The sequence below is a fragment of the Geomonas agri genome (assembly GCF_020179605.1).
Taxonomy (GTDB): Bacteria; Desulfobacterota; Desulfuromonadia; order Geobacterales; family Geobacteraceae; genus Geomonas; species Geomonas agri.
In genome coordinates this window covers 1179736-1206601 of the sequence record NZ_JAINZO010000002.1, presented here as the reverse complement: position 1 = coordinate 1206601, position 26866 = coordinate 1179736, and the positions used below count along the sequence as shown (strand labels likewise).

20 protein-coding genes are annotated in these 26866 nt (G+C 61.2%); 8 read left to right on the top strand and 12 right to left on the bottom strand.

Going from position 1 to position 26866, the window contains the following annotated elements; translation table 11 throughout:
• Positions 1–9 precede the first annotated feature (9 nt).
• The 4 genes from recB (at position 10) to rmuC (ending at position 7639) form a co-directional block, all read left to right on the top strand.
• Entirely contained in the window at positions 10–3381 is a 3372-nt protein-coding gene (gene recB / locus K7R21_RS16605) for an exodeoxyribonuclease V subunit beta (RefSeq protein ID WP_224984390.1), read from the top strand.
• A 164-nt stretch (positions 3382–3545) separates the two neighbouring features.
• Positions 3546–5345: an exodeoxyribonuclease V subunit alpha gene (recD, locus tag K7R21_RS16600; protein ID WP_224984389.1), complete on the top strand. Its 1800-nt coding sequence runs from the start codon at positions 3546–3548 to the stop codon at positions 5343–5345.
• 170 nt (positions 5346–5515) lie between these two features.
• Complete coding sequence (locus K7R21_RS16595; protein WP_224984388.1) at positions 5516–6313, top strand: alpha/beta fold hydrolase; 798 nt, start codon at positions 5516–5518, stop codon at positions 6311–6313.
• A gap of 3 nt (positions 6314–6316) precedes the next feature.
• Positions 6317–7639: a DNA recombination protein RmuC gene (gene rmuC / locus K7R21_RS16590; RefSeq protein WP_224984387.1), complete on the top strand. Its 1323-nt coding sequence runs from the start codon at positions 6317–6319 to the stop codon at positions 7637–7639.
• Positions 7640–7732: 93 nt separating this feature from the next.
• Here the strand turns inward: rmuC and K7R21_RS16585 are convergent, their stop codons facing one another.
• The 6 genes from K7R21_RS16585 to K7R21_RS16560 all read right to left on the bottom strand — a co-directional run bounded on the left by K7R21_RS16585 (position 7733) and on the right by K7R21_RS16560 (position 13333).
• Entirely contained in the window at positions 7733–8197 is a 465-nt protein-coding gene (locus tag K7R21_RS16585) for a CHRD domain-containing protein (protein WP_224984386.1), read from the bottom strand.
• Between the two features lie 116 nt (positions 8198–8313).
• Positions 8314–8721, bottom strand: a complete 408-nt coding sequence (locus K7R21_RS16580) for a biotin/lipoyl-containing protein (RefSeq protein ID WP_224984385.1) — start codon at positions 8719–8721, stop codon at positions 8314–8316.
• A 196-nt stretch (positions 8722–8917) separates the two neighbouring features.
• Positions 8918–9118: a hypothetical protein gene (locus K7R21_RS16575; RefSeq protein WP_224984384.1), complete on the bottom strand. Its 201-nt coding sequence runs from the start codon at positions 9116–9118 to the stop codon at positions 8918–8920.
• Positions 9119–9128: 10 nt separating this feature from the next.
• Complete coding sequence (locus tag K7R21_RS16570; protein ID WP_224984383.1) at positions 9129–10673, bottom strand: acyl-CoA carboxylase subunit beta; 1545 nt, start codon at positions 10671–10673, stop codon at positions 9129–9131.
• A 28-nt stretch (positions 10674–10701) separates the two neighbouring features.
• The gene (locus K7R21_RS16565) at positions 10702–12207 is read right to left on the bottom strand and encodes a methylmalonyl-CoA carboxytransferase subunit 5S (protein WP_224984382.1); all 1506 of its coding nucleotides are present in this window, start codon (positions 12205–12207) and stop codon (positions 10702–10704) included.
• Positions 12208–12316: 109 nt separating this feature from the next.
• Positions 12317–13333 (bottom strand): GPMC system family 4 glycosyltransferase, encoded by a 1017-nt coding sequence (locus tag K7R21_RS16560; RefSeq protein ID WP_224984381.1) that lies wholly within the window; start codon positions 13331–13333, stop codon positions 12317–12319.
• Positions 13334–13490: 157 nt separating this feature from the next.
• On the opposite strand from K7R21_RS16560, the gene K7R21_RS16555 reads away from it, so the two are divergent.
• The 3 genes from K7R21_RS16555 (at position 13491) to K7R21_RS16545 (ending at position 19072) form a co-directional block, all read left to right on the top strand.
• Entirely contained in the window at positions 13491–14246 is a 756-nt protein-coding gene (locus K7R21_RS16555) for a GPMC system MBL fold metallohydrolase (RefSeq protein ID WP_224984380.1), read from the top strand.
• Positions 14247–14283: 37 nt separating this feature from the next.
• Entirely contained in the window at positions 14284–16128 is a 1845-nt protein-coding gene (locus K7R21_RS16550; RefSeq protein WP_224984379.1) for a TIGR04442 family protein, read from the top strand.
• 157 nt (positions 16129–16285) lie between these two features.
• Complete coding sequence (locus tag K7R21_RS16545) at positions 16286–19072, top strand: GPMC system transcriptional regulator (protein WP_224984378.1); 2787 nt, start codon at positions 16286–16288, stop codon at positions 19070–19072.
• A 182-nt stretch (positions 19073–19254) separates the two neighbouring features.
• Here K7R21_RS16545 and K7R21_RS16540 read toward each other — a convergent pair whose 3' ends face one another.
• The 5 genes from K7R21_RS16540 to K7R21_RS16520 form a co-directional block, all read right to left on the bottom strand.
• Positions 19255–20088, bottom strand: coding sequence for a hypothetical protein (locus K7R21_RS16540; protein ID WP_224984377.1), 834 nt, complete (start codon positions 20086–20088; stop codon positions 19255–19257).
• Positions 20089–20301: 213 nt separating this feature from the next.
• Positions 20302–20613 (bottom strand): AzlD family protein, encoded by a 312-nt coding sequence (locus tag K7R21_RS16535; protein ID WP_224984376.1) that lies wholly within the window; start codon positions 20611–20613, stop codon positions 20302–20304.
• Entirely contained in the window at positions 20597–21316 is a 720-nt protein-coding gene (locus K7R21_RS16530; protein ID WP_224984375.1) for an AzlC family ABC transporter permease, read from the bottom strand. The genes K7R21_RS16535 and K7R21_RS16530 overlap by 17 nt, the downstream gene beginning before the upstream one ends.
• A 283-nt stretch (positions 21317–21599) precedes the next feature.
• Positions 21600–22250: an ATP-binding response regulator gene (locus K7R21_RS16525; protein WP_224984374.1), complete on the bottom strand. Its 651-nt coding sequence runs from the start codon at positions 22248–22250 to the stop codon at positions 21600–21602.
• A gap of 360 nt (positions 22251–22610) precedes the next feature.
• A complete protein-coding gene (locus tag K7R21_RS16520) occupies positions 22611–23120 on the bottom strand; it encodes an OmpA family protein (RefSeq protein ID WP_224984373.1) in 510 nt (169 codons plus the stop codon).
• 282 nt (positions 23121–23402) lie between these two features.
• Here K7R21_RS16520 and K7R21_RS16515 point away from each other — a divergent pair, with 282 nt between their 5' ends.
• Entirely contained in the window at positions 23403–26003 is a 2601-nt protein-coding gene (locus K7R21_RS16515; RefSeq protein ID WP_224984372.1) for an MASE3 domain-containing protein, read from the top strand.
• Positions 26004–26144: 141 nt separating this feature from the next.
• Here K7R21_RS16515 and K7R21_RS16510 read toward each other — a convergent pair whose 3' ends face one another.
• On the bottom strand, positions 26145–26627 hold the full coding sequence (locus K7R21_RS16510; RefSeq protein WP_224984371.1) for an NUDIX hydrolase: 483 nt from the start codon (positions 26625–26627) through the stop codon (positions 26145–26147).
• Between the last annotated feature and the right edge of the window lie 239 nt (positions 26628–26866).

Sequence of the window (26866 nt, the reverse complement as noted above, 5' to 3'; positions counted from 1 at the left end):
ATACTCTAAATGAAGAGATTTGACCTGCTACATACCCCGCTGGGCGGGCGCAACCTGATCGAGGCGAGTGCCGGCACCGGCAAGACCTTCACCATCGCCGGCGTCTACCTGCGCCTGGTGCTCGAGGAAGAGCTCGACGTGTCGCGCATCCTGGTGGTGACCTTCACCGAGGCCGCCACCAAGGAGCTCAAGGAGCGCATCCGGCAGAAACTCAAGGATGCGGAGACGGCCTTCGAGGTCGGCAAGAGTGACGACTTCCTGGTTGCGGGTCTCCTGGAGCGGAGCACCGACCGCGACAAGGCGCGGCGTCTGCTCGCCAACGCCGTGCGCAGTTTCGACGAAGCCGCCATCTTCACCATCCACGGCTTCTGCCAGAGGATGTTGCAGGACAACCCCTTCGAGAGCGGGTCGCTGTGCGACACCGAACTTCTGACCGACCAGGAAAAGATCCTCAAGGAGATAGCCCAGGACTACTGGCGCATCAACTGCTACGGCGAGCCGGTCGAGCGCATTGCCGCGGCCGACCATGCCAAGATCACGCCGGACTCCCTGCTCAAGCTGGCCAAGAGGGTCTGCAGCGATCCCTACGCCGCCGTCATCCCCGATGCTCCCGTCGCAACCGATGATGAGGCGGACTGGCTGCTGGCGCTCAAGCGGAACTACTTCGACTACCTGCGCTCCGAGCTCCCCAAGAGGAAGCGGCTCAAGAACGTGCGCTGCTTCGACGACCTCCTGGGCGACCTGCACGCCGCCCTGACCCGCGGAGGTTCGCCGCTGCCCCGGCTGATCCGGGAGCGTTTCCAGGCCGCGCTGATCGACGAGTTCCAGGACACCGACCCGGTCCAGTTCGCCATCTTCGACGCCGTCTTCCCGGTCGGGCACGAGGCACCCTTCTTCCTGATCGGTGATCCGAAGCAGGCCATCTACAGCTTCCGCGGCGCCGACATCTACGCCTACCTGGGTGCGGCCGACGCGACCAAGCAGCGCCACACCCTGCTGCAGAACTTCCGCTCCGAGCCGGGACTGATCCAGGCGGTGAACAAGCTCTTCACCTCGCGGGAGCTCCCCTTCCTGCACGAGAAGATCGGCTTCAACGAGGTCGAAGCGGCGCCGAAGGAGCGCAGCATCCTCACCGAGCAGGGGGAACGGAAGGCGCCGCTTAAGTTCTGGTTCGCGCCGCGCAAGGAAGCGGGCAAGCCGATCAACAAGGGCGAAGCCTGGGACGTCCTCCCGGAAACGGTGGCATCCGAGGTCGCCCGCATCCTGCGTGACGGGGCGGCTGGCAAACTCACCATCGAAGAGCTCCGGCTGGATGGCGAGGACGAGCGCTGGGTGCCGCGGCCGGTACGGCCACGCGACGTGGCGGTCCTGGTTCGGGCCAACCGGCAGGCGCGGCTGATGCAGCAGGCGTTGAGCCGCAGGGGGATCCCGAGCGTCCTCTGCAGCGCGGGGAACCTTTTCGAGACCGACGAAGCGGCGGAACTGCTGCGGCTCCTCTCGGCGGTAGCGCAGCCCGGGCACGAGGCACTCCTGCGCGGTGCGCTTGCCACCGACCTGGTCGGCGTCACCGGTTCCGAGCTGGCACAGCTGGTCCACGACGAGGACAAGTGGGAGGAAATCCTGGAGGAATTCCGGGGCTACCATGACACCTGGAACAATGCGAGTTGCGTGGCGATGGCCCTGCAGTTCCTGGAGCGGCGCAAGGTGCGGCAGCGGCTGCTGGCCGGGCCAATGGGGGAGCGGCGCCTCACCAACGTGCTGCACGCCATCGAGGTCATCCACCAGGCCCAGGTCAAGGAACGTCTGGGGATGGAAGGGGTGGTGACCTGGCTCTCCTGCCGCATCACCGAGGAGCCCAAGAAAGAAGAGTACGAGGTCCGTCTGGAGACCGACGAGGCCGCGGTCCAGCTGGTGACCATCCACAAGAGCAAGGGACTCGAGTACCCCATCGTCTTCCTCCCCTTCTGCTGGGCCGAGGTGGGGGGCAAGGACGAGGGGGCGCTGTTCCACGACGAGACCGGCAAGGTCGTGCTCGACATCGGCTCGGAAGAGATGGAGCAGAGCAAGGCCAAAGCCGCTCGGGAGGCACTGGCCGAAAGCCTGAGGCTCCTCTACGTCGCGCTCACCCGCGGCAAGCACCGCACCTATGTCGTCTGGGGTGCCTTCAAGGACGCCGCCGACAGCTCGCTGCACTACCTGCTGCACCCGGACCAGGACGAGGTGACGGGGCAGGTAAAGCTATCTGACGAAAAGATCAAGGAGCGCCTGGCCGAACTGTCAGCCGCGTCCGCGGGGAGCATCGAAGACATCGACATGCCTGCCGCCGACTTGCTAGGCTTCCGCGCGAGCACAGAGGATGTGCCGGCACTGGCTCCGCTTCACTTCACCGGGACCATCACCCGCGACTGGCGCGTGGCCAGCTTCACCTCCCTTTCCAGCCGCCAGCATCACACCGCCGAACTTCCGGACCGCGACGAAGTGACTCCGGCCGAGGAAAGCCCGGTACGCGAGGTCGAGCCGACCGGCATTTTCGCCTTCCCCAAAGGGGCCAAGGCCGGCATCTTCCTGCACAAGATCTTCGAAGACCTCGACTTCACCCAGGCCGAGCACCAGCTGGCGCCGCTGGTCCAGGACCAGTTGGACAAGCACGGCTTTGCCGCCGAGTGGAGCAGGGCCGTGCGCGACATGGTGCAAAACGTCCTGCGGGCACCGCTGGGAGAACAGGGGATCCCCCTGGCCCATGTGGCACTAGAGCAGCGCCTGACTGAGCTGGAGTTTTTCTTCCCGCTGGCCCAGGTGACCTCCGAGCGGCTCAAGGAAGCGGTCACCCGCTTCATGAATAAAGATGGTGCGGCGGCCTGGTTCCCGGTGGACATGGCAGAACTTTTCAGCCGACTCTCCTTCTCTCCGGTGCGGGGGATGCTGCTCGGTTTCATCGACCTTGTGTTCGAGCTCAACGGGCGCTACTACATCGTGGACTGGAAGTCCAACCACCTCGGCAACAGCCCCGGAGATTACGGCCAAGCCGCGCTGAAAAGGGAAATGGAGGCGAGCTTCTACCCGTTGCAGTACCTCCTCTACACCGTGGCGCTCGACAACTACCTGAGACTGCGCATCGAGGATTACGACTACGACCGGCATTTCGGCGGGATCTTCTACCTGTTCCTGCGCGGCATCGACGGCACCGGCAACGGCGTCTTCGCCGACCGGCCGCCCAAGGAGTTCATCGCCGAGTTGGCCGCTGTGCTGCTGCCGGAATCAGTACTGGCAGCTGAACCGCCTCCCTCACCCCAGCCCTCTCCAGGAGGTGGGCAAGGGAGAGCCGGCAAGAAGTCGAAAAAGAGCGGTGCCGACGATCAACTCAGCTTCGACTTGGCATAAAAGCTAAAAGCAAAAGGCGGAACACAGGGGGCACAGAGGATAAGCCGCGGCAGCACAGAGGACAAAGAAGTCTTTTTGGTTTGCCCCTGACTGGTGTTCCTTGGTGACCTCTGTGGACCTCCGTGTCCCCTGTGTTCCCGCTTCTCGTCTTAAAAGGTGAATCTATGACTCCCGAAGGGATTCAGCTCAACGACATAGACCGGCAGTTCGCCGCCTTCATCTGCCGCCTGGCGGGGAGCCGCGATCAGCACGTCGAGGCGGCCGCTGCGCTGTTGAGCCGTGGGGTAACCGCGGGCGACGTCTGCCTCGATCTCGGCTCCGCCCTGGAGGAAGGGCGTGCCGCCGGGTTCCGTCTCGAATCAGCGGCGACTTGGTGCGATCGGCTGAAAGCCTCCCCCGCCGTCGGAGCCCCCGGCGAGTTCAAGCCTCTCATCCTGGACACCACGGGCCGCCTGTACTTGCAGCGCTACTGGCGCTACGAAAGCGAACTGGCCGAGGCGATTCTGAACCGGGGCGAACCGGCGCCGTTTGACTGGGAACGACTGCGGCAGGGCTTAAGCCGCCTCTTCCCGCCCACGCCGGGCGAAACCGACTGGCAGCGCATCGCCGCCCTCGCCGCCGTCACCAGGCGTTTCTGCGTCATCTCCGGTGGGCCAGGGACCGGCAAGACTACCACCGTGGTTAAGGTGCTCTCGCTGCTGCTGGAACAGGCCGGCACCGGAGCCGGCAGCGCCCTCCGCATCGCCCTGGCCGCCCCCACCGGGAAAGCCGCGGCACGGCTGAAGGAGTCCATCTCCGGCGGACTCGACAAGGCCGACCCCGGGGTCCGGGAGCTGATCCCGGAAGAAGTCTTCACCCTGCATCGACTGCTCGGCTACCTGAAAGGTTCCAGCGGCTTCCGGCACAACAGCGACAACCCACTCCCCTACGACGTGATCATCGTCGACGAAGCGTCAATGGTCTCCCTGCCGCTCATGGCGAAGCTGGTCTGCGCGCTGCGCCAGGATACCCGACTGATCCTCCTGGGCGACCGGGACCAGCTCGCCTCCGTGGAAGCCGGGGCTGTGTTGGGCGACATGTGCGACACCGGCGGGGCGCATGGATTCTCCGCCGATTTCGTAGAACTAGCGGCCGACGTGGCCGGCGATACCGTCGAGATCCAGCCTGGCATCGGGCCGCTCGGTGATGCCGTCGTCCTGCTGCGGAAAAGTTATCGCTTCTCGTCTTCGGGAGGCATAGGCAAGGTTGCCACCCTGGTCAATGCCGGTGACGCCTCGGGAGCCTTGGCTGCCTGTCTCGATCCTGCCCTTACCGACGTGGCGCTGGCCTCGCTACCGCCCGCCGCCGGGCTGGCCGAAGCCCTCGCCAAGCGCATCACCGACGGCTATGGCGCTTATTTGCGCACCGAAACGCCCGAAGCTGCGTTCGCAGAGTTCAGCCGGTTCCGTATCCTATGCGCCATGCGCAGCGGCCCGTACGGCGTCGAAGCCCTCAACCTGCTGGTACGGCAGCGACTGGCGCAGGCCGGGTTGATCCATCCGCACGGCCGTTGCTACGCCGGCGAGCCGGTGATGATCACCAGGAACGACTACAACCTGGGGCTGTTCAACGGCGACGTCGGCCTGATCCTCCCCGACGCCGAAAACGGCGGAGAGCTGCGCGCCTTCTTCCCCTCCGGTTCCGGCGGCATGAGAAAAGTGTTGCCGCTGCGTCTCCCCGAGTACGAATGCGCCTTTGCCATGACCGTCCATAAGAGCCAGGGATCCGAGTTCGAGAAAGTCCTCCTGGTTCTCCCCGACCGCGACAACCCGGTGCTGACGCGGGAGCTTGTTTATACGGCGATAACAAGAGCGAAAAAATCGGTCGAGCTGCTTACCGACCAATCCCTCTTTGTCACCGCAGTGGAACGCCGAGTGACCAGAAGGTCCGGCCTGCGCGAACGGCTGTGGGGTCCCACGAACTAACGTCCCCGAACCCACCCAAACTCTCCCTCGCCCTCCGGGAGAGGGTCAGGGTGAGGGAGCTTTTACATCGATTACAGCTACAAAGGGGCATCACTTAGGCACCACCCTCACCCCCAGCCCCTCTCCCGGAGGGAGAGGGGAGACTTCACCGCAACCTCTTAGGAGCAACCATGAATCTCAATGTTAATGATATAAATATCGCCTACGACGGCATGGGATCCGGTCCCGCTATCATCCTCATCCATGGCTTTCCGCTGAACCGCCAGATGTGGCAGCCGCAGTTGCAGCCCCTGGCCGATGCCGGCTACCGCGTCATTGCGCCCGACCTGCGCGGCTTCGGCGCCAGCGACGCCCCTGCAGGTGGCTACAGCATGGACGTCTTTGCCGATGACATCATCGCCTTGATGGATTCGCTAAAGATCGACAAGGCGGTGGTGAGCGGCATGTCTATGGGTGGCTACGTCCTGTTGAACCTCATGGAGCGCTACCCTGACCGGGTCCGTGCCGCCTGTTTCATCGCCACACGCGCCAACGCCGACGACGAGGCGGGACGCGCGCGCAGGAGCGCGATGGCCGCCGAGGCCGAGCGGCTCGGCGCGAACCCCGTCATCAAGATCTTCGCGGAACTTCTTTTTGCGACCGAAACGGCTGAGCGCAATCCCGCATTGATCGCGCTGGTCACCTCCTGGATGCGCAGCGCCTCCCCACAGGGGCTGGCGGGGGGACTTTTAGCCATGAGGGACAGGAAGGATTACGTGGAAGACCTCAAATCGTTCCCGTTCCCCTCGCTGGTTTTGGCCGGAGCCGAAGACCGCGCCGCGCCACTGGAGGTAGCCAACGTGCTCATAGAGGGCCTAGTCGGCTGCAAAAGCAGGATCATCGACAAGGCTGGGCACATGTTGAACATGGAGCAGCCCGCGATATTCAATAAGACCCTGATCGACTTCCTGAAATCGCTGCCGGAGTAACTCATGAGCGCCGACGTCACGCAATTGATCACCCTGCTGCTCCTTGCCGCCACGCTGGTGGTGACCCTTTTGTGCTACCTGAGCCTGAAGCGACACTCATCCTCGGAGGCGCGCTTCGATCAGCTTGAAAAGGGGCTGGAGCGGCTGGAGCGGACCCTACAGGACGAGTTGCGCCGCAACCGCGAGGAGTTGGGCGGAAACCTGCGCAACTTCGGGGAAGCAGTACAGAAGAGGATGGTAGATATCGCGTCGCTGCAGAAAGGCCAGATGGAGGGATTCACGCAGCAGCTCGCCAATCTCACCGCCAGCAATGAACAGCGCCTGGACAAGTTACGCGAGACAGTGGAAGTACGGCTCAAGTGGCTGCAGGAGGATAACTCCAAGAAGCTTGAGCAGATGCGGGCCACGGTGGACGAGAAGCTGCATGAAACCCTGGAAAAGCGTCTGGGCGAGTCATTCAAGCAGGTTAGCGGGCAGTTGGAGCAGGTGCACAAGGGGCTGGGCGAGATGCAGTCGCTAGCCTCCGGAGTCGGCGACCTGAAGAAGGTCCTCTCCAACATCAAGACCCGCGGCACACTGGGCGAGGTCCAGCTGCACAACCTTCTGGAGCAGATTCTCACCCCGGATCAGTATGGCACCAACGTTGCCACCAAGCCCGGCAGCGATGCCCGGGTCGAGTTCGCAGTCAGGCTCCCGGGACGGGACGAGAAGCCACTCTGGCTTCCCATCGACGCCAAGTTCCCGCAGGAAGACTTCCTGCGCCTGGTGGAAGCCCAGGAGCAGGGGAACCAGGTGGCCGTTCTCGAGGCGACCAAGCAGTTCGACAAGACAGTCCAAGGGATGGCCAAGCTGATTTGCGACAAGTACCTCGCCCCTCCCGAGACCACCGATTTCGCCGTCATGTTCCTCGCCAACGAGGCGAGCTACGCGCAGGTATTGAGCCGGCCCGGTCTTTTCGACGCTATCCTGCGCGAGCACAAAGTCATCGTCGCCGGCCCCACCACCATCGCCGCCCTGCTCTCCTCGCTGAGCCTCGGTTTCAAGACCCTGGCCATCGAGAAACGCAGCAGCGACGTCTGGCGCCTGTTGGGAGCCATCAAGACCGAGTTCATGACCTTCGGGACGCTGCTTGAGAAGACCAGGAAGAAGCTGGATGAGGCCTCCTCCAGCATCGACACCGCCGCGACGAGGACCCGTCGCATCCAGCGCAAGATGCAGGGGATCGAGGAGTTGCCGGAGCACGAGGCCAAGGGGCTGTTGGGAGTGGAGCTGCCCGCCGGTCCCGATATAGAGTCGGGTGAGGTAGTGCTGATCGACGAGGCTTAAAGAGGGTGACGCGGCATAAAAACAGCCCGTCGGCAGGTGGTCCAAAGGGCCGCTACCGGCGGGCGTTATAGTGCAGGCGGGATAACCGCTGCGTTATTTGATCTGACCGCGGATCTCGCCGTCCGGGTACTTGTCGGTGTGAACGTTCACGTAGGTGTCGCCAGACCTGAGCAGTTTGACGAGTTCGTCGAATTTCCCTTTATAGTCGCCCATCAGGTCATTGGCACCGACTTTACCCTCGGAGAGCACGCCCGAGAATTTCCCTTTCTTGCCACCGCTGAAGAGTCCAACAATCGGCGGGCCATTCTCGCCCTTTTTGCCGACATGAATGTGAGCCGCGCTGGCGTCCATGATGTTCTTGACGTAGAGCTTGTAAGTCAGCTCCTTGCCGTCTTTGCTGAGCTTGAATTCAGCCTTGCCTGAAGACTTGGCGTCAGGCTTGCCGACCTCCTCTTTCGGGGTCAATTTTGCTTTGAAGCTGTGCTCAGCGGCATAGCCGGTCGAGACAGCAAAGAACGCGGCTACCAACACTAGCAGTAACAGCCTAATCTTTCTCATCGCCTGCCTCCTTTACAGCCTTGGTACTACCACTACCGCCGATTGTACCGCCTACATTCAAAAAACTCTATACATTTAATTTTCCTCGTTCGACGGTAGAGGAACGTCCCATCACCTCACGCGAACTCCGCGATGGGCTGCCCGGGCTGGACGGCTTCGCCGACGGAGACGAGGATCTTCTCGACCTTGCCGGACATGTGCGCAGTGATGTTGGTCTCCATCTTCATGGCCTCGAGAACCACGAGGAGATCATTCACCTCCAGGTGCTGCCCCACCTGCGCCACCACCTTGAAGACCACGCCCGCTATCGGGCTACGGCAGATCTTGTCCGATCCGGCGGCAGCGCCTCCCGGCGGCGCACCGGTGACCGGTGTCGGGGCGGTCATCGGCATGCGCGTCATCGGCGCCGGTGCCGCCTGCACCGTGGTGGTCGGATACGACTCGGCCAACCGGACCTCTTCGCCCTCCTCGACTTCCACATCCACCCGGTACTTCTTCCCGTCGATGGTCATTGTAAGCTGCACGATGGTCTCCTTGTCGGTGACAATTGATAGCATCCTTTGTTCGTCTACCGGGGGCCAACGCCCCCACTGTGGCAGCGCCCTCACCCGGCCTGCGGCCACCCTCTCCCGGCGGGAGAGGGGATTTATTGTAAGTCCCCCCTCACCCTCAGGGAGAGGGGCGGGGGTGAGGGCTCTTCCCAAGGCACGACTTCCCTTGCTACGAATGCCGTACGTTGAGGTTATGCGACGCCTGCAGCACCACGCGGCTCGACTGCCCCCAGGCGTTTACCTGCATCGGGTCGACGAACCTGGCCCTGCGGATGCGCACCGTCCTGCCCAGGTAGGCCGCAATCGAGGCGGACATAACCATCAGCAATTCAGGTGTTATCTCTTCATCTTTCCCCGCGATCTCTTCCACGGTCCCCTCCTCACAGCGGAATCAGCCCATGCTTCTTCATGGGCCGGAACTCGCGTTTGGTGTGCAGGATGTCGAGCGTCATGGCCAGGTGACGCCTGGTCTCGGCAGGCTCGATGATGTCATCCACGTCCCGCCTCCCGGCCGCGGCATACGGCGTCGCAAAGGTGCTCTGGTAGGACTCGATCAGTTCCTGACGCCTCTTCTGCGGATCCTCGGCCTGGGCGATCTCGTTCCTGAAGATGACGTTGACCGCTCCCTGCGGCCCCATCACGGCGATCTCCGCGGTGGGCCAGGCAAAGACGCGGTCGGTCTCCAGTTCCTTGCCGCACATGGCCAGGAAGGCGCCGCCGTAGGCCTTGCGCATGATGACGGTGATCTTGGGAACCGTTGCTGCGGAGTAGGCGAAGAGCATCTTGGCGCCGTGACGGATGATCCCGCCCTGCTCCTGCTGCACGCCGGGCAGGAATCCCGGGACATCCACCAGCGTGATCAGCGGAATGTTGAACGCGTTGCAGAAACGGACGAAGCGTGCCCCCTTGTCGGAGGCGTTGATGTCGAGGGCGCCGGCTAGGACGCTGGGCTGGTTGGCCACGACACCGACGCTCCGCCCCAGGATGCGGGCGAAACCGACTACGATGTTGGGCGCGAACAGCGGCTGGACCTCCAGGAAGTCACCGCCGTCCACCAGGCGCGTGATGACCTGGCGCACGTCGTACCCCTTCTTCGGATCAGTGGGGACCAGGGTGTTCAGGGTCTTGTCCGGCACCACGATGTCGTGCGCTTCCAGTTGAGGCGGATCTTCGAGGTTGTTGGACGGAAGGAAGGAAAGGAGCCGTTTGCAGATGCGCAGCGCTACCAGGTCGTTCTCCGCGATGAAATGGGCGACGCCGGCGTAGTTCATCTGGGAAAGAGGCCCCCCCAGCGCCTCGGCCGTGATCTCTTCGCCGATCGCCTCTTTGATGACCGAGGGGCCAGTGATGAACATACGCGCACCGGCGGTCTGGATGATGAAGTCGGTGAGGGCCGGGCTGTAAGCTGCGCCGCCGGCGCAGGGACCACAGATGAGCGAGATCTGGGGCACCACGCCGGAGAGCATCACGTTGTGGTAGAAGATTTTGCCATAGCCTGCCAGCGAGTCGATCCCTTCCTGGATGCGCGCGCCGCCGGAATCGTTCATGAACACGAAGGGGGTGCCGGTCTTCAGGGCGGATAGCATGGACTGGACGATCTTGTCGCTGTGCACTTCCCCAGCCGAGCCCCCTGCCACAGTAAAATCCTGGCTGGCCAGGTGCACCAACCGCCCCCCCACCGTGCCCGCGCCGGTCACGACACCTTCGGCCGGAAACTCCTTGCCCGCCATGCCGAAATTGGTGCAGCGATGCCTCGCGAAGAGACCAACTTCCTGGAAACTGTCCTTGTCGACCAGCGTCTCGATACGCTCCCGCGCGGTGAGGCTCTGCTGGGCGTGCTGCTGGTCGATCTTGGCGCGCCCCCCGCCTAGCTTCAGCCTCTCTTTCCTTTCGTTGAGCTCCTTGACCTTTTCCTCTATCGACATGAGCGCGCTCCTTTAGCGGGTGCGGCGTCTATTCCTGGCCGTACGGCGCCACGGTGACCTTGTGCTGCTGACCGCTCAAGGTGACCGTGTAGGTAACGGGGCCGGTGATCTTGCCGGGATGCCCCTCGGGGATGTTGGTTTCGGAAGCGCCGGTGGCCGGGTCCTTGCCCACGTTCCTCGGCCCTTCGCGCCTGCTGGCAAAGAACTTCGGCGCCACTTGCGGGAACAGGGCGTAGGTGAGCACGTCCTCGTCGCTGCCGTCACACCCTTCCAGCGGTAGCGCCGCTGCGCGCAGCTTGTCCCATTCCGGCTCGAGCAGGTCGGCGGGGCGCACCGTGATGGGCTCCTTCTTCGCGTGGCGCCGGGCCATCTCCACCACCTCGGGGTTCAGCTCACCGGGGGCGGCACCGTAGTAGCCAAGCATCAGGTCGGCGAACTCGCCGGTCAGCACCTTGTAGCGCCCCATCAGCGTGTTCAGTACCGCCTGTGTCCCCACGATCTGGCTGGTGGGAGTCACCAGCGGCACGTACCCCGTGTCCTTGCGCACCACAGGAATCTCGTCCAGCACCTCGTGCATGCGGTCCGCCGCCCCCTGCTGCTTCAGCTGGCTTTCCATGTTGGAGAGCATCCCGCCGGGTATCTGGCTCCTGAAGATCTCCGTCTCGACGCCGGTGACTGTGGAGAGGAATTCGCGGTAGCGCGGCAGTATCTTGGAGAAGTGCTCCTTGACGCGCAGCATCCGCCCGAGATCAATCCTGGTGGCGTTGCCGGTATGTTCCAGCATCTCCACGAAGCTCTCCGTAGGGTTGTGCCCTGGCCCCAGCGACATGGAACTGACTGCCGTGTCGACACAATCCACGCCCGCCTCGACCGCCTTCATCAGGCTCACCATGGTCACGCCGGTGGTGGCGTGGACGTGGAGCTGCACGCGGGTCTGCTCGCCGCAATACTCTTTGATACCGCGCACCAGCTCGTAGGCCGCCTGCGGCTTGATGAGGGCCGCCATGTCCTTGATGCATATGGAATCGCACCCCATTTCCACCAGCCGTTTCGCCTGCTCCAGGTAGGCCTGGGTGGTGTGAATCGGGCTCACGGTGTAGGAGATGGCGCCTTGGGCGTGCTTGCCGACCTTCTTGACCGCCTTAACCGAGCGCTCAATGTTGCGCAGGTCGTTGAGCGCATCGAAGATGCGGAAGACGTCGACGCCGTTCTCGGCGCTCTTCTGGACGAAGCGGTCCACCACCTCGTCTTGGTAGTGCCGGTAGCCGAGCAGGTTCTGGCCGCGCAGCAACATCTGCAGTGGTGTCTTGGGCATGAGCGACTTGAAGGTACGCAGCCGCACCCAGGGGTCCTCGTTCAGGAATCTGATGCAGGCGTCGTAAGTGGCGCCACCCCAGCACTCCAGGGACCAGAAGCCGGCGTTGTCGAGGTCCTCGCAGGCGGGGATCATGTCGTCGATGCCTAGGCGGGTGGCTATCAGGCTCTGGTGGGCATCGCGCAGAGCCAGTTCGGTTATGTCGATGATACGGTTCATATCTCCCCCCTTTCCACGAAGGGATAGTGTACGGGAAGGAGACTCATTGGCAATAGCTAATGTCCATTTTAAGGTGGGGGGAGGCGGGGCGCGCAGCGCGCGGAGCGGGCTAGGCGGTGAGGATGTCGCAGTAGAGAGAGAGGTAGGCGCCGGCTTCTTTCTCGGGACAGCAGCTGTCACCCACCAGGCACCTGCCATTCTTCCCTAGCCGGTCACGCAGGTGCGCGTCGGTCACCAGGTGCTCGGCCTTGGCGCAGAAATCGGCTCCACTGTGGTAAACCAGGCCGGTTACGCCGTCCCTGATGATGGAACGGTTTCCCTCAATATCGGAAGCCAGGACCGGCTTGGCATAGGCAAGCGCCTCGAGGACAGTGTTGGCCATGCCCCCTTCGGTGAGGGAGGTGTTCAACACGACATCGACGCGCCGGTACAGTTCGCCCATGGCGTCGTGAGCCACCACGCCGAGATAGCGGGCAAAGGGATACTGCTCCAACGCTTCCATGACCTCGGCGGCATAGGCCGGCTCGAGCACCGGACCGGCCAGTTCCAACCGGACCTGAGGATGGCGGGCCTGTAGCTCGGCCAGGGGGGCCAGGGGAAACATCACGTTCTTCACTGGACGCAGCCCGGCAGGCAGCAGGAACACAAATTCATCCCGCGCCCCCTTCTCTAATGGAGCGTACTCGGGCGGAAGCTCAACCCCCTGGTGGATCAGGACGGTGCGCTCTTCCAGGCTCGGGAGGTGCTCACCCAGGCGCTTCTTAACGCAGGCATGGAAGGCGACTAACCGGGAGGCGCAGCGCAGGGCCCCGTGCATCTCCAGGCCGCGCTGATCGGAGAGCGCTTGGTAGATGTCCGTCCCGGTCAGGGTGATCAGGTAGGGGATGCCAAGCGATTTCGACAGCGCGTGCGCAACCCTCCCGCCGTGATAGGCATGAAAGGCATGCAACAACTGCGGTGCGAATTCCTCGACCTCAGCCTGCAGACGCTCGCCCGACAGCGGCCCCACCGGGAAAACCCGCACCTCGCAACCCAAGAGCCTGAGCTGGCCCTCGATACGTCTTACAGTGACTGCATTGCCGGTTTCCGCGGGATAGTAGTTGGGGGCGATGATGCCGACACGCATTGTGAACCTCTGCTAAAGTTTTTGCGACGATATCATTAGAAACCGCCACTGGCAACAGGCTCAGATAATAGCCGCAAAACCCGCGCTAGGCAAGGGATAAACCCCTTGCCTCACTTAAAGGATCATGGTACTTTACCCGCATTCCGAGGTGCGACACATGAAAATTACCATTCTCGGCTCTGGCACTTCGACCGGGGTCCCCATGGTCGGCTGCCACTGCCAGGTCTGCGGCTCCTCTGACCCGCGCGACAAGAGAACACGTGCCTCCATCCTGGTCGAGTCCCGTGGCCAACGCATCCTCGTCGATACCTCGACCGACTTGAGAATGCAGGCGCTGCGGGAAGGGATTCCGCAGATCGACGCCGTTCTGCTCACCCACACCCACGCCGACCACATCCATGGTATCGATGACTTGCGCGGCTTTCACTTCATCCACCGCAGGGTGATCCCGTGTTATGCCAGCCAGGAATCCATTGACCAGGTTCGCACCAACTTCTCGTACATCTTCGAGGGGCTCCACTCGGAGGGATACTGGCCGCTTTTGGAGGCTTGTCCCGTAGTGGACCCCTTCGACCTGTTCGGCTGCCGCGTCACACCAGTGCCGATCAGGCACGGTTCCTTCCTGGCTACCGGCTACCGGTTCGATAACGCTGCCTACCTCACCGACTGCAGCGAGATCCCGGAACAGTCGCTGCCGCTGTTACAGGGACTCGACCTGATGATCATCGACGGCCTGCGCTTTTCCCCGCACCCCAACCATTTCAACATCGAGGGTGCGCTCAAGATGTCGGAGATCCTGAAACCCAGCCGCACCGTGCTGACACACCTCACCCACGAGGTACATCACCGCGACGGAGAGCGACTCCCCCAGGGCGTTGAGTTCGCCTACGACGGCATGATGATTGAGCTTTGAAGACGAACCAAATGAACCTGAGAAACGGACGGAACTGATGTTCAGAGACATTCGGCTGCACGGCTATGCGAACGACCAGATCGAGTTCTACGCCATCACCGCGGGCAGCGAGGCGTACAACCGTTACTTCTTCAACACCGACCCCTCCGATCCCGACGAAATCCGCTTCTTCTCTCCCGGCAACGAATTCATCATCGGCAAAAACGGCATCAGCCACAGGGGCAACGGCGGCTCCTTCTGCGAGTACATGTTCGGCGTAGACCAGCCCATCGCCGACCTCGCCAAGGAAGAGGTGTCCAACCGGCTCATCATCTACGGCACCCACAACGATCAAAGAAGCGGCACCCTGAGGTTCAGCGACCGCACCGAGGGGTACGTAAGCTACGACAAGATCTTCTTCGACGGCAACGCCATCTTCAACTACTTCTTCGCCCTCACCGGCGCCGACTTCTCCGGCCCCATGCACGACCAGCAGGAGCGCATCCTCAGGGTGCTGGGCAAGGCCCTCAAGCGCTCGGACGCGGTCGGCGAGGAGCAGGACAACCTGATCATCCACGAGATCCTGGAGATCATCGACGACCCCAACGCCCACCTCTTCCTGTTCAAGTTGATCAACATCCGGCACCGCGAGTACAGCGAGGCCTTCAAGTCGCTCTACTTCAACAACAAGAAGATCACCGATGCCAACTTCCAGTCCCTCTCCCAGCTGGCCGAGCGCTACAGCATCGACCGGTACCAGCAGGAGCGCATCCGGATCGACGTGATGTACAAGCATCCGGACAACCGGCGCATAGTCGACGAGTACAAGAACATCCTGATCGCCTGCAACCGCAAGGGCGAGATCAACAAGCTGGAGAACGCGCGCCTGACCCGACTGAAGACGTTGTCGGTGCGCAACAAGATCCCCGGTGCGCTCTTCTATACGCTGGACGAGATGCTCAAGAAGGACAAGAAGCTGGTCGACCTCGAGGAGAGCAACTACATCTCCGAGACCAGGCAGATCCTGGAGGGGATGTTCCTTTCCGAGCGCCACATCGAGAGCACCATCGAGCCGGAAGACATGCTGAAATTGCTCTTCGCCAAGAAGCAGGCCGCCGAGAACCGCGACCACGCCTTCGAGGAGATGCTGCTCGACGCCAGCAAGGCCTGCGACGAGAAAATCCGCGACGGTGCCGACATCTCGATCCTCGAAGGATACTCGTACATCATCACCTACTTCGACCGCTATGACGCTACCTCTTCGGCCATCAATCAGCTGGCGTTCATGGAGAACGTAAGGATTTCTGAGGAGATGATCCGAAGCCTCTTGGGCAACAAGCACGCCTTCGACATGCTGGCGCCCGACCTGTTCACCAAGCTCTTCCTCTCCGGCATCTTCGAGGACAAGTACCTTGGGATCTACGGCCGCAAGAAGGTGAGCCACCTGGCCTCCGGCCTCAAACTCATCGAGGAGAACCGCCTCACCACCACGGCCCTCCTGGAGCAGTTGGTGAAGATCGACAGAGACGAGCGGTTGCACCTCACCCTGCTTGAACACGTCAAGGACCGCATCCGTAATTTCTACTCCAAGTACGCCACGAAAGCAGATCAGGATGCGCTCAAGAAGGAGCTCACCGAGGAGCTCCTCAACAAGAAGCTCATCAGCGAGGAAATTCCGGACCGCCTGTTCCACGAAGTGATCCTCACCATCAAGAAAGAAGCGGTCTACATCCACAACCTGCTGCCGCAGATCATCCTGGAGAAGAACTCCTCGCTGCGTGAGGACTTCCTGGAGAACTCCGGCCTGGACCGTTTCTACGTTGAAGAACTCGAGCGCGAGTTCTTCGAGCTCAACGGCCTGAACCTGGAGGAGCTGTACCAGATCAGGAAAGGGTTCAACTAAAGACCAAGGCCAGGGGCGAATGATTATTTCGCCCCACACGCACCCTCCGCTCAACCTTCGGCCCTCCGGCCACCACTCCCACCAGCTCCGCCCTTGACACCCGCCGCCAATTCCTCTAGTGTGCTCCCGTGTGTAATTTTTATACTCAGAGGCTCGTATGTCCGTAACAGAGCTGCAACTTAAGACGTTAGGCGACCGCATCGCCTCTTTCGGAAAAGAAAACCTCGACGAAATGCTGCACCTGGTCGGCGAGGGGGCCCGGCTGGTCTCGGACCAGGAGCGGGTGCGCATCTACCTCGAAGACCTGACCCGCGGCGCGCTCTCCTGCGCCTTCGCCTGCGGCAGCTTCGCCGCCGAGATCCGCGAGGCAACCTTCCCTATCATCTCCGCCGAAGCAGGCGTTTCCAACACCTTCGTGACCCAGATGCCTTCCCAGTTCCTGCTACCTGCCGAGAGCGGGCTCCCGCTGGACCAGGATTTCTCCCGGCGCTTCAATATCGACGGCACCACGATGCTCCCCATCACTAACGACGGGAAGTCAATCGGCGTCGTCTGCGTCGACGGGGAACTTCTATCCCGGGACCGGATCGAGCTGCTGGTCCCATTCCTCGCCAGGGCGGGTGAGCGGGTGGACCATGCGCGCAAGTATCACCAGCAACTGCTGCTGGCGCGCCGAGTCGAGGTCTACAAGAGAAGGGAGGCGGCGAGCTTCATGGTGCGCTCGGCCGTCAACCTGATCGACGGGCTCACCCTCGCCTCGGTGCTGGTCCCCGCGCGCGGTGGCATGGAAGTGCTGGCGAGCCACGCAGAGGACGCCGACCTCAAAGCCCGCTATGACAACGTCGGCAGCATCGACCTGAAACACGGGACATCGCTGGTGTCGCGCTACGTCAACGAGGCAGGGGTGGTGACCGATGACCAGCTCCTGAAGCCGCTGTTCATCGCCGACCTGCAGGACCAGACCATCCAGCGCCGGGCTCTCACCGAGGAGATGGGACTAAGAACCCTGTACATGGTGCCGCGCATCGAGCCCGGCACGCGGCGGCTTATCTGCCTGATCAACTACTTCACCCGCCAGCTCGCCAGCTTCTCGGAATTCGAGGAGGGGCTGCTGCAAACCCACGCCGAGATGGTGGAGCGAGTCATCAACGAGGTCGGCGGCGAGCACCTGGAGATCAAGGTCCTCTCCGAAATCTCCGACCTGCTGCAGGAACGTAACGAAGGCCTGCACCCCTTCCTGACCAAGGTGCTCTCCAAGGCGACCGAACTGATCGGCGCCGACACCGGCAGCATCGCCATCGTACAGGAGCGAGAGGGAGAGAAGTACCTGGTAGTCGAGAACGAGGAAGGAACCATCGTCGGCGCCAAGAACAAGGAATGGTTAAAGAAGAAGATCCCCCCCTTCAAGATCGGCGGGAGCGACCTTCCCGCGCAAGAGCGCAGCCTCACCGGCTACGTCGCTTGGACCAAGGAACCGAAGATCATCGGGCAGGTAACCGACACCACGCAGCACGAGGGGTTCCACCGCCCCATGAACGAGCTGATCAAGAGCGAGATGGCCGTTCCGGTGATCAGCGACGACGAGGTGATCGCCGTCATCTGCCTCAACTCGTTACAGGAAGGGTACTTCACCGAAGAGCACAAGCGCATCCTGCAGATTATCGACCGCCTCACCTCGCGACACATCTCCGATATCCAGCGCATCGAGCGGCTGCAGTCCGAGGTGAACAAGCTGCAAAGCGACATCGCCTACAAGGACCCCAAGGTTTCTTCCTATCGCCTGGGTAACATCATTGGCAACAGCCGCAAGGCCCAGGAGATCGTCGCTTTCATCAACACCGTCTCGCAGCCCCTCTCCAACCGGATCGCCCTCTGGAGCCGGCACGTCCTGCAAGAAGCCACCATCGGCCTCCCCTCGATCCTGGTGCTCGGCCCCACCGGCGCGGGCAAGGAGTTCTTCTTCAACAACCTGTACAACAAGCTCAACGAACTGTACCGGCAGCAGATCAACCCCGACGGCGAGCTTCCCGTCAAGAAGACCAACATCGCCGCCTACAGCGGGGACCTGACCTATTCCGAACTGTTCGGGCACATCAAGGGAGCCTTCACCGGCGCCTACAGCGACCGGAAGGGCATCCTGGAGGAGGCTTCCGGCGGCATCGTCTTCCTGGACGAGATCGGCGATGCCGACCCTAAGACCCAGGTGCAGTTGCTGCGGTTTCTCGACAACGGCGGCTTCGTCCGCCTCGGCGAGAACCGGGAGAGGATCAGCCGCGTCTTGCTGGTGGCCGCCACCAACAAGGACCTGAGGAAGGAGATCGCCCTCGGCAACTTCCGCGAGGACCTGTACCACCGTCTCACCGAACTCTCGGTAGTGGTGCCCTCATTGAACGAGCGGCGCGAGGACATCCCCGACCTCTCCACCCACTTCCTGGGCAAGCTCTACCGGACCTACAGAAGCACCGAAGAGGCGGTCCGCAATGACGAGCCCAGCCTTTCCAAGGACGCCAAGGAAGCGTTGGTCGGCCACAACTACAAGGGGAATATCCGCGAATTGCGAAGCATATTGCTGCGCGCCCTGTTCTTCAGGACCGGCAAGATGGTGACCGGCGAGGACATCAGGAAGGCCATCAGGGACGGTTCCCGCGAGCAGGTGGTCCCGGCGTTCGAGTTGCTGGCCGAGGAAGTAGCCAGCGACATCCTCAGCGACATCGAGGCGGGGAAGGACTTCTGGGAATGTGTCTATGAGCCGTACTCACAGAGCAGGATCTCGAAGGACGTGGTGCGGTTGGTAGTGGAGAGGAGCCGGAGTGTAGCCGGCAAGAGCATGCCCGAAGTTGCCCGACACCTAAAAGCCGTCACCGGCTCTCCCCAGGAGGACGAAGAAGAAAGGAAGCGCTTCTTCCGGTTTAAGAACTTCCTTTACAAGACGGTGAAGATTTAAACTGGCGGGGGAACGTTTGCTAACATCACAGAGAGTGCTGTCGACGGCACCGGAGGTGGTTCATGAAAAATGGGGCCCCAACTACCGCACATGCTATCCTACCAGAAAACCGTAGTCATCTATGAAATCACCTACCGCTTCTGCCACCGCTTCCGGTAGTCCGTTTTTACCTGCCACATCTACTAGGGATCCGTCACGGCTATGAGTTTCTGGTAGCTCTCTGGCAGTAGCGCTTTCGCTACACGAAGAGCGAACGGATTGATCTTCGTGAAAGCAGCCGTTTTACGGATACTACACCCCCGGGTTATCTTGGAGTTGTCCAAACTCTGCTTGCCCGTCGGAAAGCCTCTAAACAAGATGCTGGCATCGGCACTTCTTGCTGATTCTCTGAGTGTGTGCACCATGAAGTCGGTCACTTTAAGAATCTGACTTTCGGTATCTGAGAAGAAGACATCATCGATGATGACGTTCTCCACCTGGTAAGAAATGTCTATAGCACAAAGCTTTTGTTGCCGGTAGGCACCGGTTACGACGACTTTAGCATTGTTGAAGATCGGCCTGGCCCAGGCTGTGAATTTCTCTCTTTGCAGCCGCTCCTTTTGGTAGGAGTATTTGGTTCTGCTGTAAAAAGAAATATACAAGGGGCTGGCGCCATCTACGAATTCTTCCAGATCGGTGATCCTCTTGGCGGTGAAGTTGGAGAGTGCCTTCTTCACGATGCACCTTTGTTTTGCACCCACGCTGTCCAGGCTGTAGTCCTTAAGCTGGTCATACACGAACATGTTCATGAAGCTGTTGCTTGGCGCCCCAGTCGGTACCAAGTGAATGACTCCGCCGATGCGCGCCGGCAAAGGGTATCGGCTCGGTTCAGGGGCTACTTCGGCGAAGGGGAAAAGCGGCCTGAAGAAAAAGTGATGGACCTGTCTCCACCAGACATCTCCTACTTTTATGATCTTTACGCCAGTTGATTTCTGGAATTCCGCATATTCATCAAGCGTCATAGGTTCCCAAGCCATGGCATGCGCCTCCGGTTACCGTCTTTGATGCACGCGGGAAACATCGGGTTTAACGGCACAGCGGCCCATTGTATCATCGCCATGCGAAGGAGCAATGTTGCGACGGCAACGGCGGGGGACCGGGCATTCGAGCAGATATATGTCATGGCCCGCAACAGAAAAAGGGGAGCCGGTTACGGCTCCCCTTTTCACATCAGCGGTCTAGCTCAGGGCCTACTGGCCGATCTTGCGCACTGCGAAAATGACGAGCATACCGCAGAGCATGGCGGCGAGGGTGTTGCGGGTGCGGAGCACGACAATGGCGGTGAGGGCGGCGGCCATGAGGCCCCACACGCCTTCGGCGACGATGGACGGCAAAACGAGCGAGAACAAGAGGGCGCCGGGCAGGGCGTCCATGCCGCGGCGGAAACGACCCGAGCGCGGGAAACGGGACGCCAACAGCAACCCGCCCAGCCGCAAGGAATAGGTCACACAGGCGGCCAGCCCTACGGCGATCAACACCTGCGGATTAATAGCTGGGAACATCTTCCGCCTCCTCCACCTCTTCGATCTCGCACGGCCCCAACATGGCGCTGATTGCGCCGGCCAGCCCTCCCGCCACGATATACCACTTACCCGGCAGGAATTTGTGGGCCAACAAGGCGGCGACCCCGGCGACAATCCAGGGGAGCACGTCGCTCTTGCCACGCCACAATCCGACAGCCAACGCGGTGAACACGGCAGTGAACGCGAAATCGAGGGCATAGTCTTCGGGCCTCGTTATGAAGCCGCCGCCCAAGAGACCAATGAGGGTGCCGCTGCTCCAGGCGAGGTACAGGAAAATACCGCCGCCGAAGAGGAACCAGGTAGTGGCAGTGCCGTTTCTCTGCTCGGACATGGTGACGGCCCAGTTCTCGTCGGCTACCAGGTGCATCATCCCTATCTTGTGCAGCAGCCCGCGTCCGGAGAAGAGCGGGCCCAGGGAGGCGCCGATCAGCAGGTAGCGCAGGTTGATCACCAGAACGGCAAGCGTCATCTCGAATATGGGCATATGGTTCGACCACATGTCGACCATGACGAACTGGGCAGCACCGGCGAAAACTGCGGTGTTCATGTACATCATGTCGAGCCAGCTCAGCCCCTTTTGCGCGGCGAGCACGCCGAGCACGCTGCCATAGGCCATGGCGCTGGCGGCCACGGGAACGTTAGCCCTGGCTCCTCTGATCATTTCCGGCTTTCTGTGTTTCATACTTCCACCTTGGTGCTTGGTGCTACGGGCAACTTTGCGTCAGATCTACAGCCTACTACTATGGAGTGATGGGTAACAGGCACAGATGGCGCTTAAAAAGAAGGGGTATTGTGTGGGGGGGCGGCAACTAAAGGCAAATCCCCCCCTGCCCCCCCTTTCGCAAAGAGGGGAACGCTTGTTCACGGGCAGTGCTTCGGTGGCGCGGGCCTCGACGCTTCCCGCAACGCCCCGATGGGCGTTAGTAAACAGGGGAGGCTTCTTGACGCGCTCTTCGGAAGGCAGCTCAGATGCTGTTGACGTCAATCATGGCTTCGCCCATGACGTATTCGGTCTTGGCGTCGCGGGAGGCTTCGGCGAGGCGGGCTACGATGCGGCAGACCCTGTCCAGTTCACCTTTGAGATCGGAGAGATGGGTGCGAACTTTCTCATTCCCCTCGCCTAGTTCCTTGTTTGCCAGGTGCAGATGCCAGAGTATGGCGGTCAGGGGGTTGTTGAACTCGTGGCTGATGGCGACGGCCATTTCCCGCAACAGGTTCAAGCGTTCGAACTCGACCGCCATCTGCTTTTCTCTGCGCGACGCCAGATGGAGCGAGACGCGGGCTACCAACTCCTCCGGGTAAAAGGGCTTCACGATGTAGTCGTCCGCTCCCGCCTCGAACCCCTTCACTTTTTCACCGCTGGTATCGCAACTGGTCAGGAAGATTACAGGGATCTCGCGTGTTGCAGCGTCCGCTTTCAGCTGGCGGCAGATGTCATAACCATTCATCCCGGGGAGGTTGATGTCGAGCAGGATCAGATCCGGGCCGATCTCCAGTGCGACGGACTTGGCCGAGGCCCCGTCTTCATGCAGCGTGACCTCATACTCATCGCTGAGGATGTCCAGCAATTGGGCCTGCGCGACCTTGCTGTCTTCTACGGCGAGGATCTTTTCCATGGCTCTCTCCAAAAAGGGGACGGGCAACGAAGCTGTGGCGGCGTTAGGTGCTGCAGCTTAACATTCCGGTTAGCATCAATCAACTTATGTGTGAGAGAGGGGCGAAAAGAAAGGCAAATCCACCCTGTCCCCCCTTTTGCAAAGGGGGGAACCCTTGTTCACGTGCAGTGCTTCGAGGCAACATATCGCTGGCCCCACCAGATTCTTCGATGACGTTCGCAGACGGGGAGCACTTTTCAGCCGGTAGAAGATTCCTGGGGTGGTCTGCGCTGGGGCGGCGAAGTTTGAGGGGACTGGAGACGGCGGACGGGGGGGGATGCGAGGAATGGGGGAGCGCTAAGGGCTCCCCCATTTTGTCGGCTACATCTTGGTGACGGTGAAATCGACACGGCGGTTCTTGGCTTGGCCGGCCTTAGTCTTGTTGTCGGCGATGGGTTGGGTGTCGCCGAAGCCTTTGGCGGAGAGACGGTTTGCCGCTACGCCTTTCTTGTCGACCAGGTACTTCACCACGGCATCGGCGCGGTCCTGGGAGAGTTTCATGTTGGCGTCGGGCTTGCCGACGTTGTCGGTGTGGCCGTCAACTTGGACATGGAAGCCGGGGTAATCGGCCATGATCGCTGCGATGGCAGTCATGGTCTTGTCGCAAGCAGGATCAACCTCAGCCTTGCCGGTCTTAAACTTGATCGGCCCTTTCTCGTTCTGGACCTTCTTCAGCTTCTTGGTCACAGCGCTGAGAGCGCCCTGCTTGGCGGTGGACGCAGCTTCCTTGCCCAAGTCTTTACCCAGCCCTTTGACAGCATCGAGCCCGGCATAGGAAACACCTGAAACCGACAGAGTCAGTACAACAGCAACAGCAATTTTTCGCAACATTGTTCCCTCCTCTCATTTTTTAGCCTGTCCCGGGACAGGATACTATCTTCCTCCTCGGATGGCAGACACAAAATATAATACTTATTAACCTATGAGTCAATCGACGTTCCCCCTGTGTGCAGGTGCGAGGACGCGGTGTGGCCGCCCGACTAACTAGGGAAAACCTACCATGGCAATACGATAACTCCCAAAAACCCTTTGACTGCAGGCCTGACAAGATGATAAATTCCCAACGCAAATTATTGAGCTTCCGTTTATAAAAGCAGTGTGAAGGAGGGATCCGTGAGCGAGGCGACCGCCCACAACGAAGCACAACGAACGGAAACAAGGATCCTCTCCCTCGTCCTGTTCTTGCTCGCCATACTGATCCTCTACGTCTGCAGCAGCTACTCGTACTTGTTGTTCCACACCATGGTTGAGGTCTTCTGCGTACTGGTTACGCTGGGCGTCTTCCTGTTGGCCTGGAACTCCCGTAAATTCCTGGACAACCACTATTTTCTTTTCCTGGCCATGTCTTTCGCAGTCTCAGGCGTCCTGGAACTGCTGCACACCTTCTCCTACAAGGGGATCGGCATCTTCGTCGGATACGACGCCAACCTCCCCACCCAACTCTGGATCTCATCCCGCTACGTGGTCAGCCTCTCCTTCCTGACGGCACCATTTTTCATCAAACGAAAGCTCAATCTCGCCACAGCCCTGGCCTTTTTCGGCGGCACAGCTGTGCTGCTCATCCTGGCCATCTTCTCGGGACAATTTCCTCAATGCTATGTGGAAGGAAAGGGACTGACGCCGTTCAAGATCTACAGCGAGTACATCATCATAGCCATCCTGCTTGCCTCGGCGATGTTGCTGTGGGCCAACAGGGAACGTTTCGACCGTCGCGTACTTGATATTCTCCTCGCCTCCACGTTCAGCGCAGCTGGCGCCGATGTCGCGTTCACGCAATACATGAGCGTCTACGGCCAAGCCAACAAGATCGGGCACTTCTTTCTCTTCCTCTCCTCCTTCCTGATCTACCGGGCCATCGTTTCGATGGGACTGAAAGAGCCCGCCGCGGTTCTCTTCCGCAGCCTGGAACAGAGCGAACAGGCACTCAAGCGGAGCGAGGCGCAGTTGCAGCGCACCCTGGAGCAGCGTACCAGCGAACTGCACGAGAAGGTGGAACGCGAAGCCGCGTTAAAGCGCAGCAACGAGCGGCTCGACCTGCTGGCCGATACGGCGAGCCGACTGCTGCAGAGCAAGTCCCCAAGGCAACTTGCCAACGCCCTGTGCCGACAGGTGATGGACTTTCTCGACTGCGACGTTTTCTTCAATTACCTCGTCGATGAAGTTGAGGGAGGTCTGAAACTGAACGCCTGCGCCGGCATCGCCGAGGAACAGGCTGCCTCCATCGAGCGGCTGAACCTGGGGGTGGCGATCTGCGGCTGCGCGGCCCGCGACGCCTGCAGGATCGTCGCCGAGAACATCCCCATGTCGCAGGACGTACGCGCCGACCTGGTGCGATCAATGGGGATACAGGCCTACGCCTGCCACCCGCTGCTGGCCCAGGGGCGGGTGCTCGGTACCCTCTCATTCGGCACCCGCAGCAGAACCAGCTTCAGCGATGACGACCTCTCCCTCATGAAGGCGGTAGCCGACCAGGTTGCCATCGCCATGGAGCGCAACCGGATGGAGGAGTCGCTGCGCCAGGCCAAGCATGACGCCGAGGCGGCGAGCAGCACCAAGAGCAGGTTCGTGGCCAACATGAGCCACGAGCTGCGTACCCCGATGACCGGAGTGTTGGGCATGCTCGACCTCGCCCTGCTTACACCGGACGCCATCGAAAGAGCCGATTACATCCAGACCGCCCAGCGGTCGGCGCGGTCGCTGCTGCGCATCCTGAACGACATCTTGGATCTGGCCAAGGTAGAAGTCGGGAAGTTCTCCCTCGACATCCGGCCGTTCTCCCTTCGTGCCTGCCTGGGCCAGGCGATCGACATCGTAATGCCCGAGGTGAAGCGTAAGGGGTTGGAGCTTGATCTACAGGTGGAAGACGGTCTCCCCGACCACGTGCAGGGGGATCAGATCAGACTGCGCCAAGTGCTCACCAACCTGCTGGGAAACGCGGTGAAATTCACTGAACACGGCGGAGTCGCCATAGCCGTGCGTGCTGGAGAAGGGCGCCACGGCGGGGAGATGGTGTTCCACTTCGCTGTGCGCGACACCGGCATCGGCATTCCACTAGACAAGAGGCACCTGCTCTTCAATTCCTTCAGCCAAGTTGACGACTCAAACACCCGTAGCCACGGGGGCACTGGGCTTGGGCTGGCGATCAGCAAGGAGATCGTCGAGCGGATGGGGGGAAGCATCGTCGTGGAAGACGAAGCTGGTGCGGGAAGTTGCTTCTCCTTCTCGGTTCGGCTGGACGTCATCGAAGGTGAAGCCGAGATGGACCCTCCCTCGCCGCGCCCCCCCTCTCAACCGGCAGAGGCTGCGACTACGGCAACGGGAGTCAGCAGGCGCCTGCTGGTCGCCGAGGACGATCCCACTATCCGCCAGGTCCTGGGGACCATGCTGGGGAGGCTGGGCTACCTCATAGATTTCGCGGAAGACGGCGAGCAGGCGGTGGAGAAGTGTCAGCGGTCAAGTTTCGACATGGTCATCATGGACGTCCAGATGCCGCGACTCGATGGCTTCGAGGCGACGCGGGCCATAAGGGAACAGGAACTGCGGCGCGGGGGACGGCTACCTATTCTCGCCATGACCGCGCACGCCATGAAACAGGATGAGGACCGCTGCATCGCCGCCGGGATGGACGACTACATTTCCAAGCCTATCGATTTCAGGGAATGTATCGAGAAAATAGGTAACCTGCTTGGGTCATCCGGTGCAGTTTGTCCATAAAGAAAGGCATCTTGGCTACCAAGGCAAATCCCCCTGCCGGCAGGCAAAGGCAAATCCACCCCGGTCCCCCCTTCGCAAAAGGGGGGGACGCTTCTTCACGTGTTACGCTTCGTTGTTACCGGCTCTCGGGGTGGCGCATTGTTATCCGCGAGGGGCGGGCCAGGCGAGGAGATCGCGTTCGAGGTGCTGTTGGTAGGGCTTGATGGAATACGAGCGGTAGCTGACGCTGCCGTCGTGGTTCAGTAGTACGGCGAGACGCTCTCGCATCACGGAGCTGGTTACCATCTCCAGAGCCTCCGGCTCCGGAACCCAGAGGGCGGCCTCGCTGTCGTCGGTGGGGTTCAACTCGCCGCCAAGGTAGCGGCCCAGGAAGGCGAAGATGAGGGCGGAAGTGGGGGCGACCATGGACCAGACGGCGGCTAGGGGACCGATCTCCACCTCGACACCGGCCTCTTCGGCTACTTCCCTGCGCGCCGCGTCGACCAGATTCTCACCCTCCTCGACCCGCCCCTGTGGAATCTCCCACCCCCGCTGCCGGTGACGGATCAGCAGCACCTCGTTGTCTGCGTTGCGCACCAGGCACCCCACCACCACGGTATGGCGTGGATCGGTCTTTTCTGTCATCTGTGCTCTCCTCCCAAAATCTGCCGACTGCGCACTCTACTATGCCATCGGCTGCGGGTCAGTGGCAAGGTGGCCGTGGTCAATGACGAGAGACGCCCTCACCCCGCCCCTCTCCCGGAGGGCGAGGGAGGAATTCTTGAATCTGTCCGCCTTTCTCTGACCTCCGCAACAGCTAAATCCCCCGGTGCCTTGGCGAAGGGGGATGGCCAACTGTTTTCGGTTAAAAAAACGACAACGGC

What these genes read in the sequence shown, in the direction of transcription:
- K7R21_RS16535 (WP_224984376.1), bottom strand. Translation starts at nt 20,613, where the DNA reads ATGTTCCCAGCTATTAATCCGCAGGTGTTGATCGCCGTAGGGCTGGCC.
- rmuC (WP_224984387.1), top strand. Translation starts at nt 6,317, where the DNA reads ATGAGCGCCGACGTCACGCAATTGATCACCCTGCTGCTCCTTGCCGCC.
- K7R21_RS16570 (WP_224984383.1), bottom strand. Translation starts at nt 10,673, where the DNA reads ATGTCGATAGAGGAAAAGGTCAAGGAGCTCAACGAAAGGAAAGAGAGG.
- K7R21_RS16520 (WP_224984373.1), bottom strand. Translation starts at nt 23,120, where the DNA reads ATGTTGCGAAAAATTGCTGTTGCTGTTGTACTGACTCTGTCGGTTTCA.
- K7R21_RS16595 (WP_224984388.1), top strand. Translation starts at nt 5,516, where the DNA reads ATGAATCTCAATGTTAATGATATAAATATCGCCTACGACGGCATGGGA.
- K7R21_RS16555 (WP_224984380.1), top strand. Translation starts at nt 13,491, where the DNA reads ATGAAAATTACCATTCTCGGCTCTGGCACTTCGACCGGGGTCCCCATG.
- K7R21_RS16510 (WP_224984371.1), bottom strand. Translation starts at nt 26,627, where the DNA reads ATGACAGAAAAGACCGATCCACGCCATACCGTGGTGGTGGGGTGCCTG.
- K7R21_RS16530 (WP_224984375.1), bottom strand. Translation starts at nt 21,316, where the DNA reads ATGAAACACAGAAAGCCGGAAATGATCAGAGGAGCCAGGGCTAACGTT.
- K7R21_RS16540 (WP_224984377.1), bottom strand. Translation starts at nt 20,088, where the DNA reads ATGGCTTGGGAACCTATGACGCTTGATGAATATGCGGAATTCCAGAAA.
- K7R21_RS16545 (WP_224984378.1), top strand. Translation starts at nt 16,286, where the DNA reads ATGTCCGTAACAGAGCTGCAACTTAAGACGTTAGGCGACCGCATCGCC.
- recB (WP_224984390.1), top strand. Translation starts at nt 10, where the DNA reads ATGAAGAGATTTGACCTGCTACATACCCCGCTGGGCGGGCGCAACCTG.
- recD (WP_224984389.1), top strand. Translation starts at nt 3,546, where the DNA reads ATGACTCCCGAAGGGATTCAGCTCAACGACATAGACCGGCAGTTCGCC.
- K7R21_RS16525 (WP_224984374.1), bottom strand. Translation starts at nt 22,250, where the DNA reads ATGGAAAAGATCCTCGCCGTAGAAGACAGCAAGGTCGCGCAGGCCCAA.
- K7R21_RS16560 (WP_224984381.1), bottom strand. Translation starts at nt 13,333, where the DNA reads ATGCGTGTCGGCATCATCGCCCCCAACTACTATCCCGCGGAAACCGGC.
- K7R21_RS16550 (WP_224984379.1), top strand. Translation starts at nt 14,284, where the DNA reads ATGTTCAGAGACATTCGGCTGCACGGCTATGCGAACGACCAGATCGAG.
- K7R21_RS16585 (WP_224984386.1), bottom strand. Translation starts at nt 8,197, where the DNA reads ATGAGAAAGATTAGGCTGTTACTGCTAGTGTTGGTAGCCGCGTTCTTT.
- K7R21_RS16565 (WP_224984382.1), bottom strand. Translation starts at nt 12,207, where the DNA reads ATGAACCGTATCATCGACATAACCGAACTGGCTCTGCGCGATGCCCAC.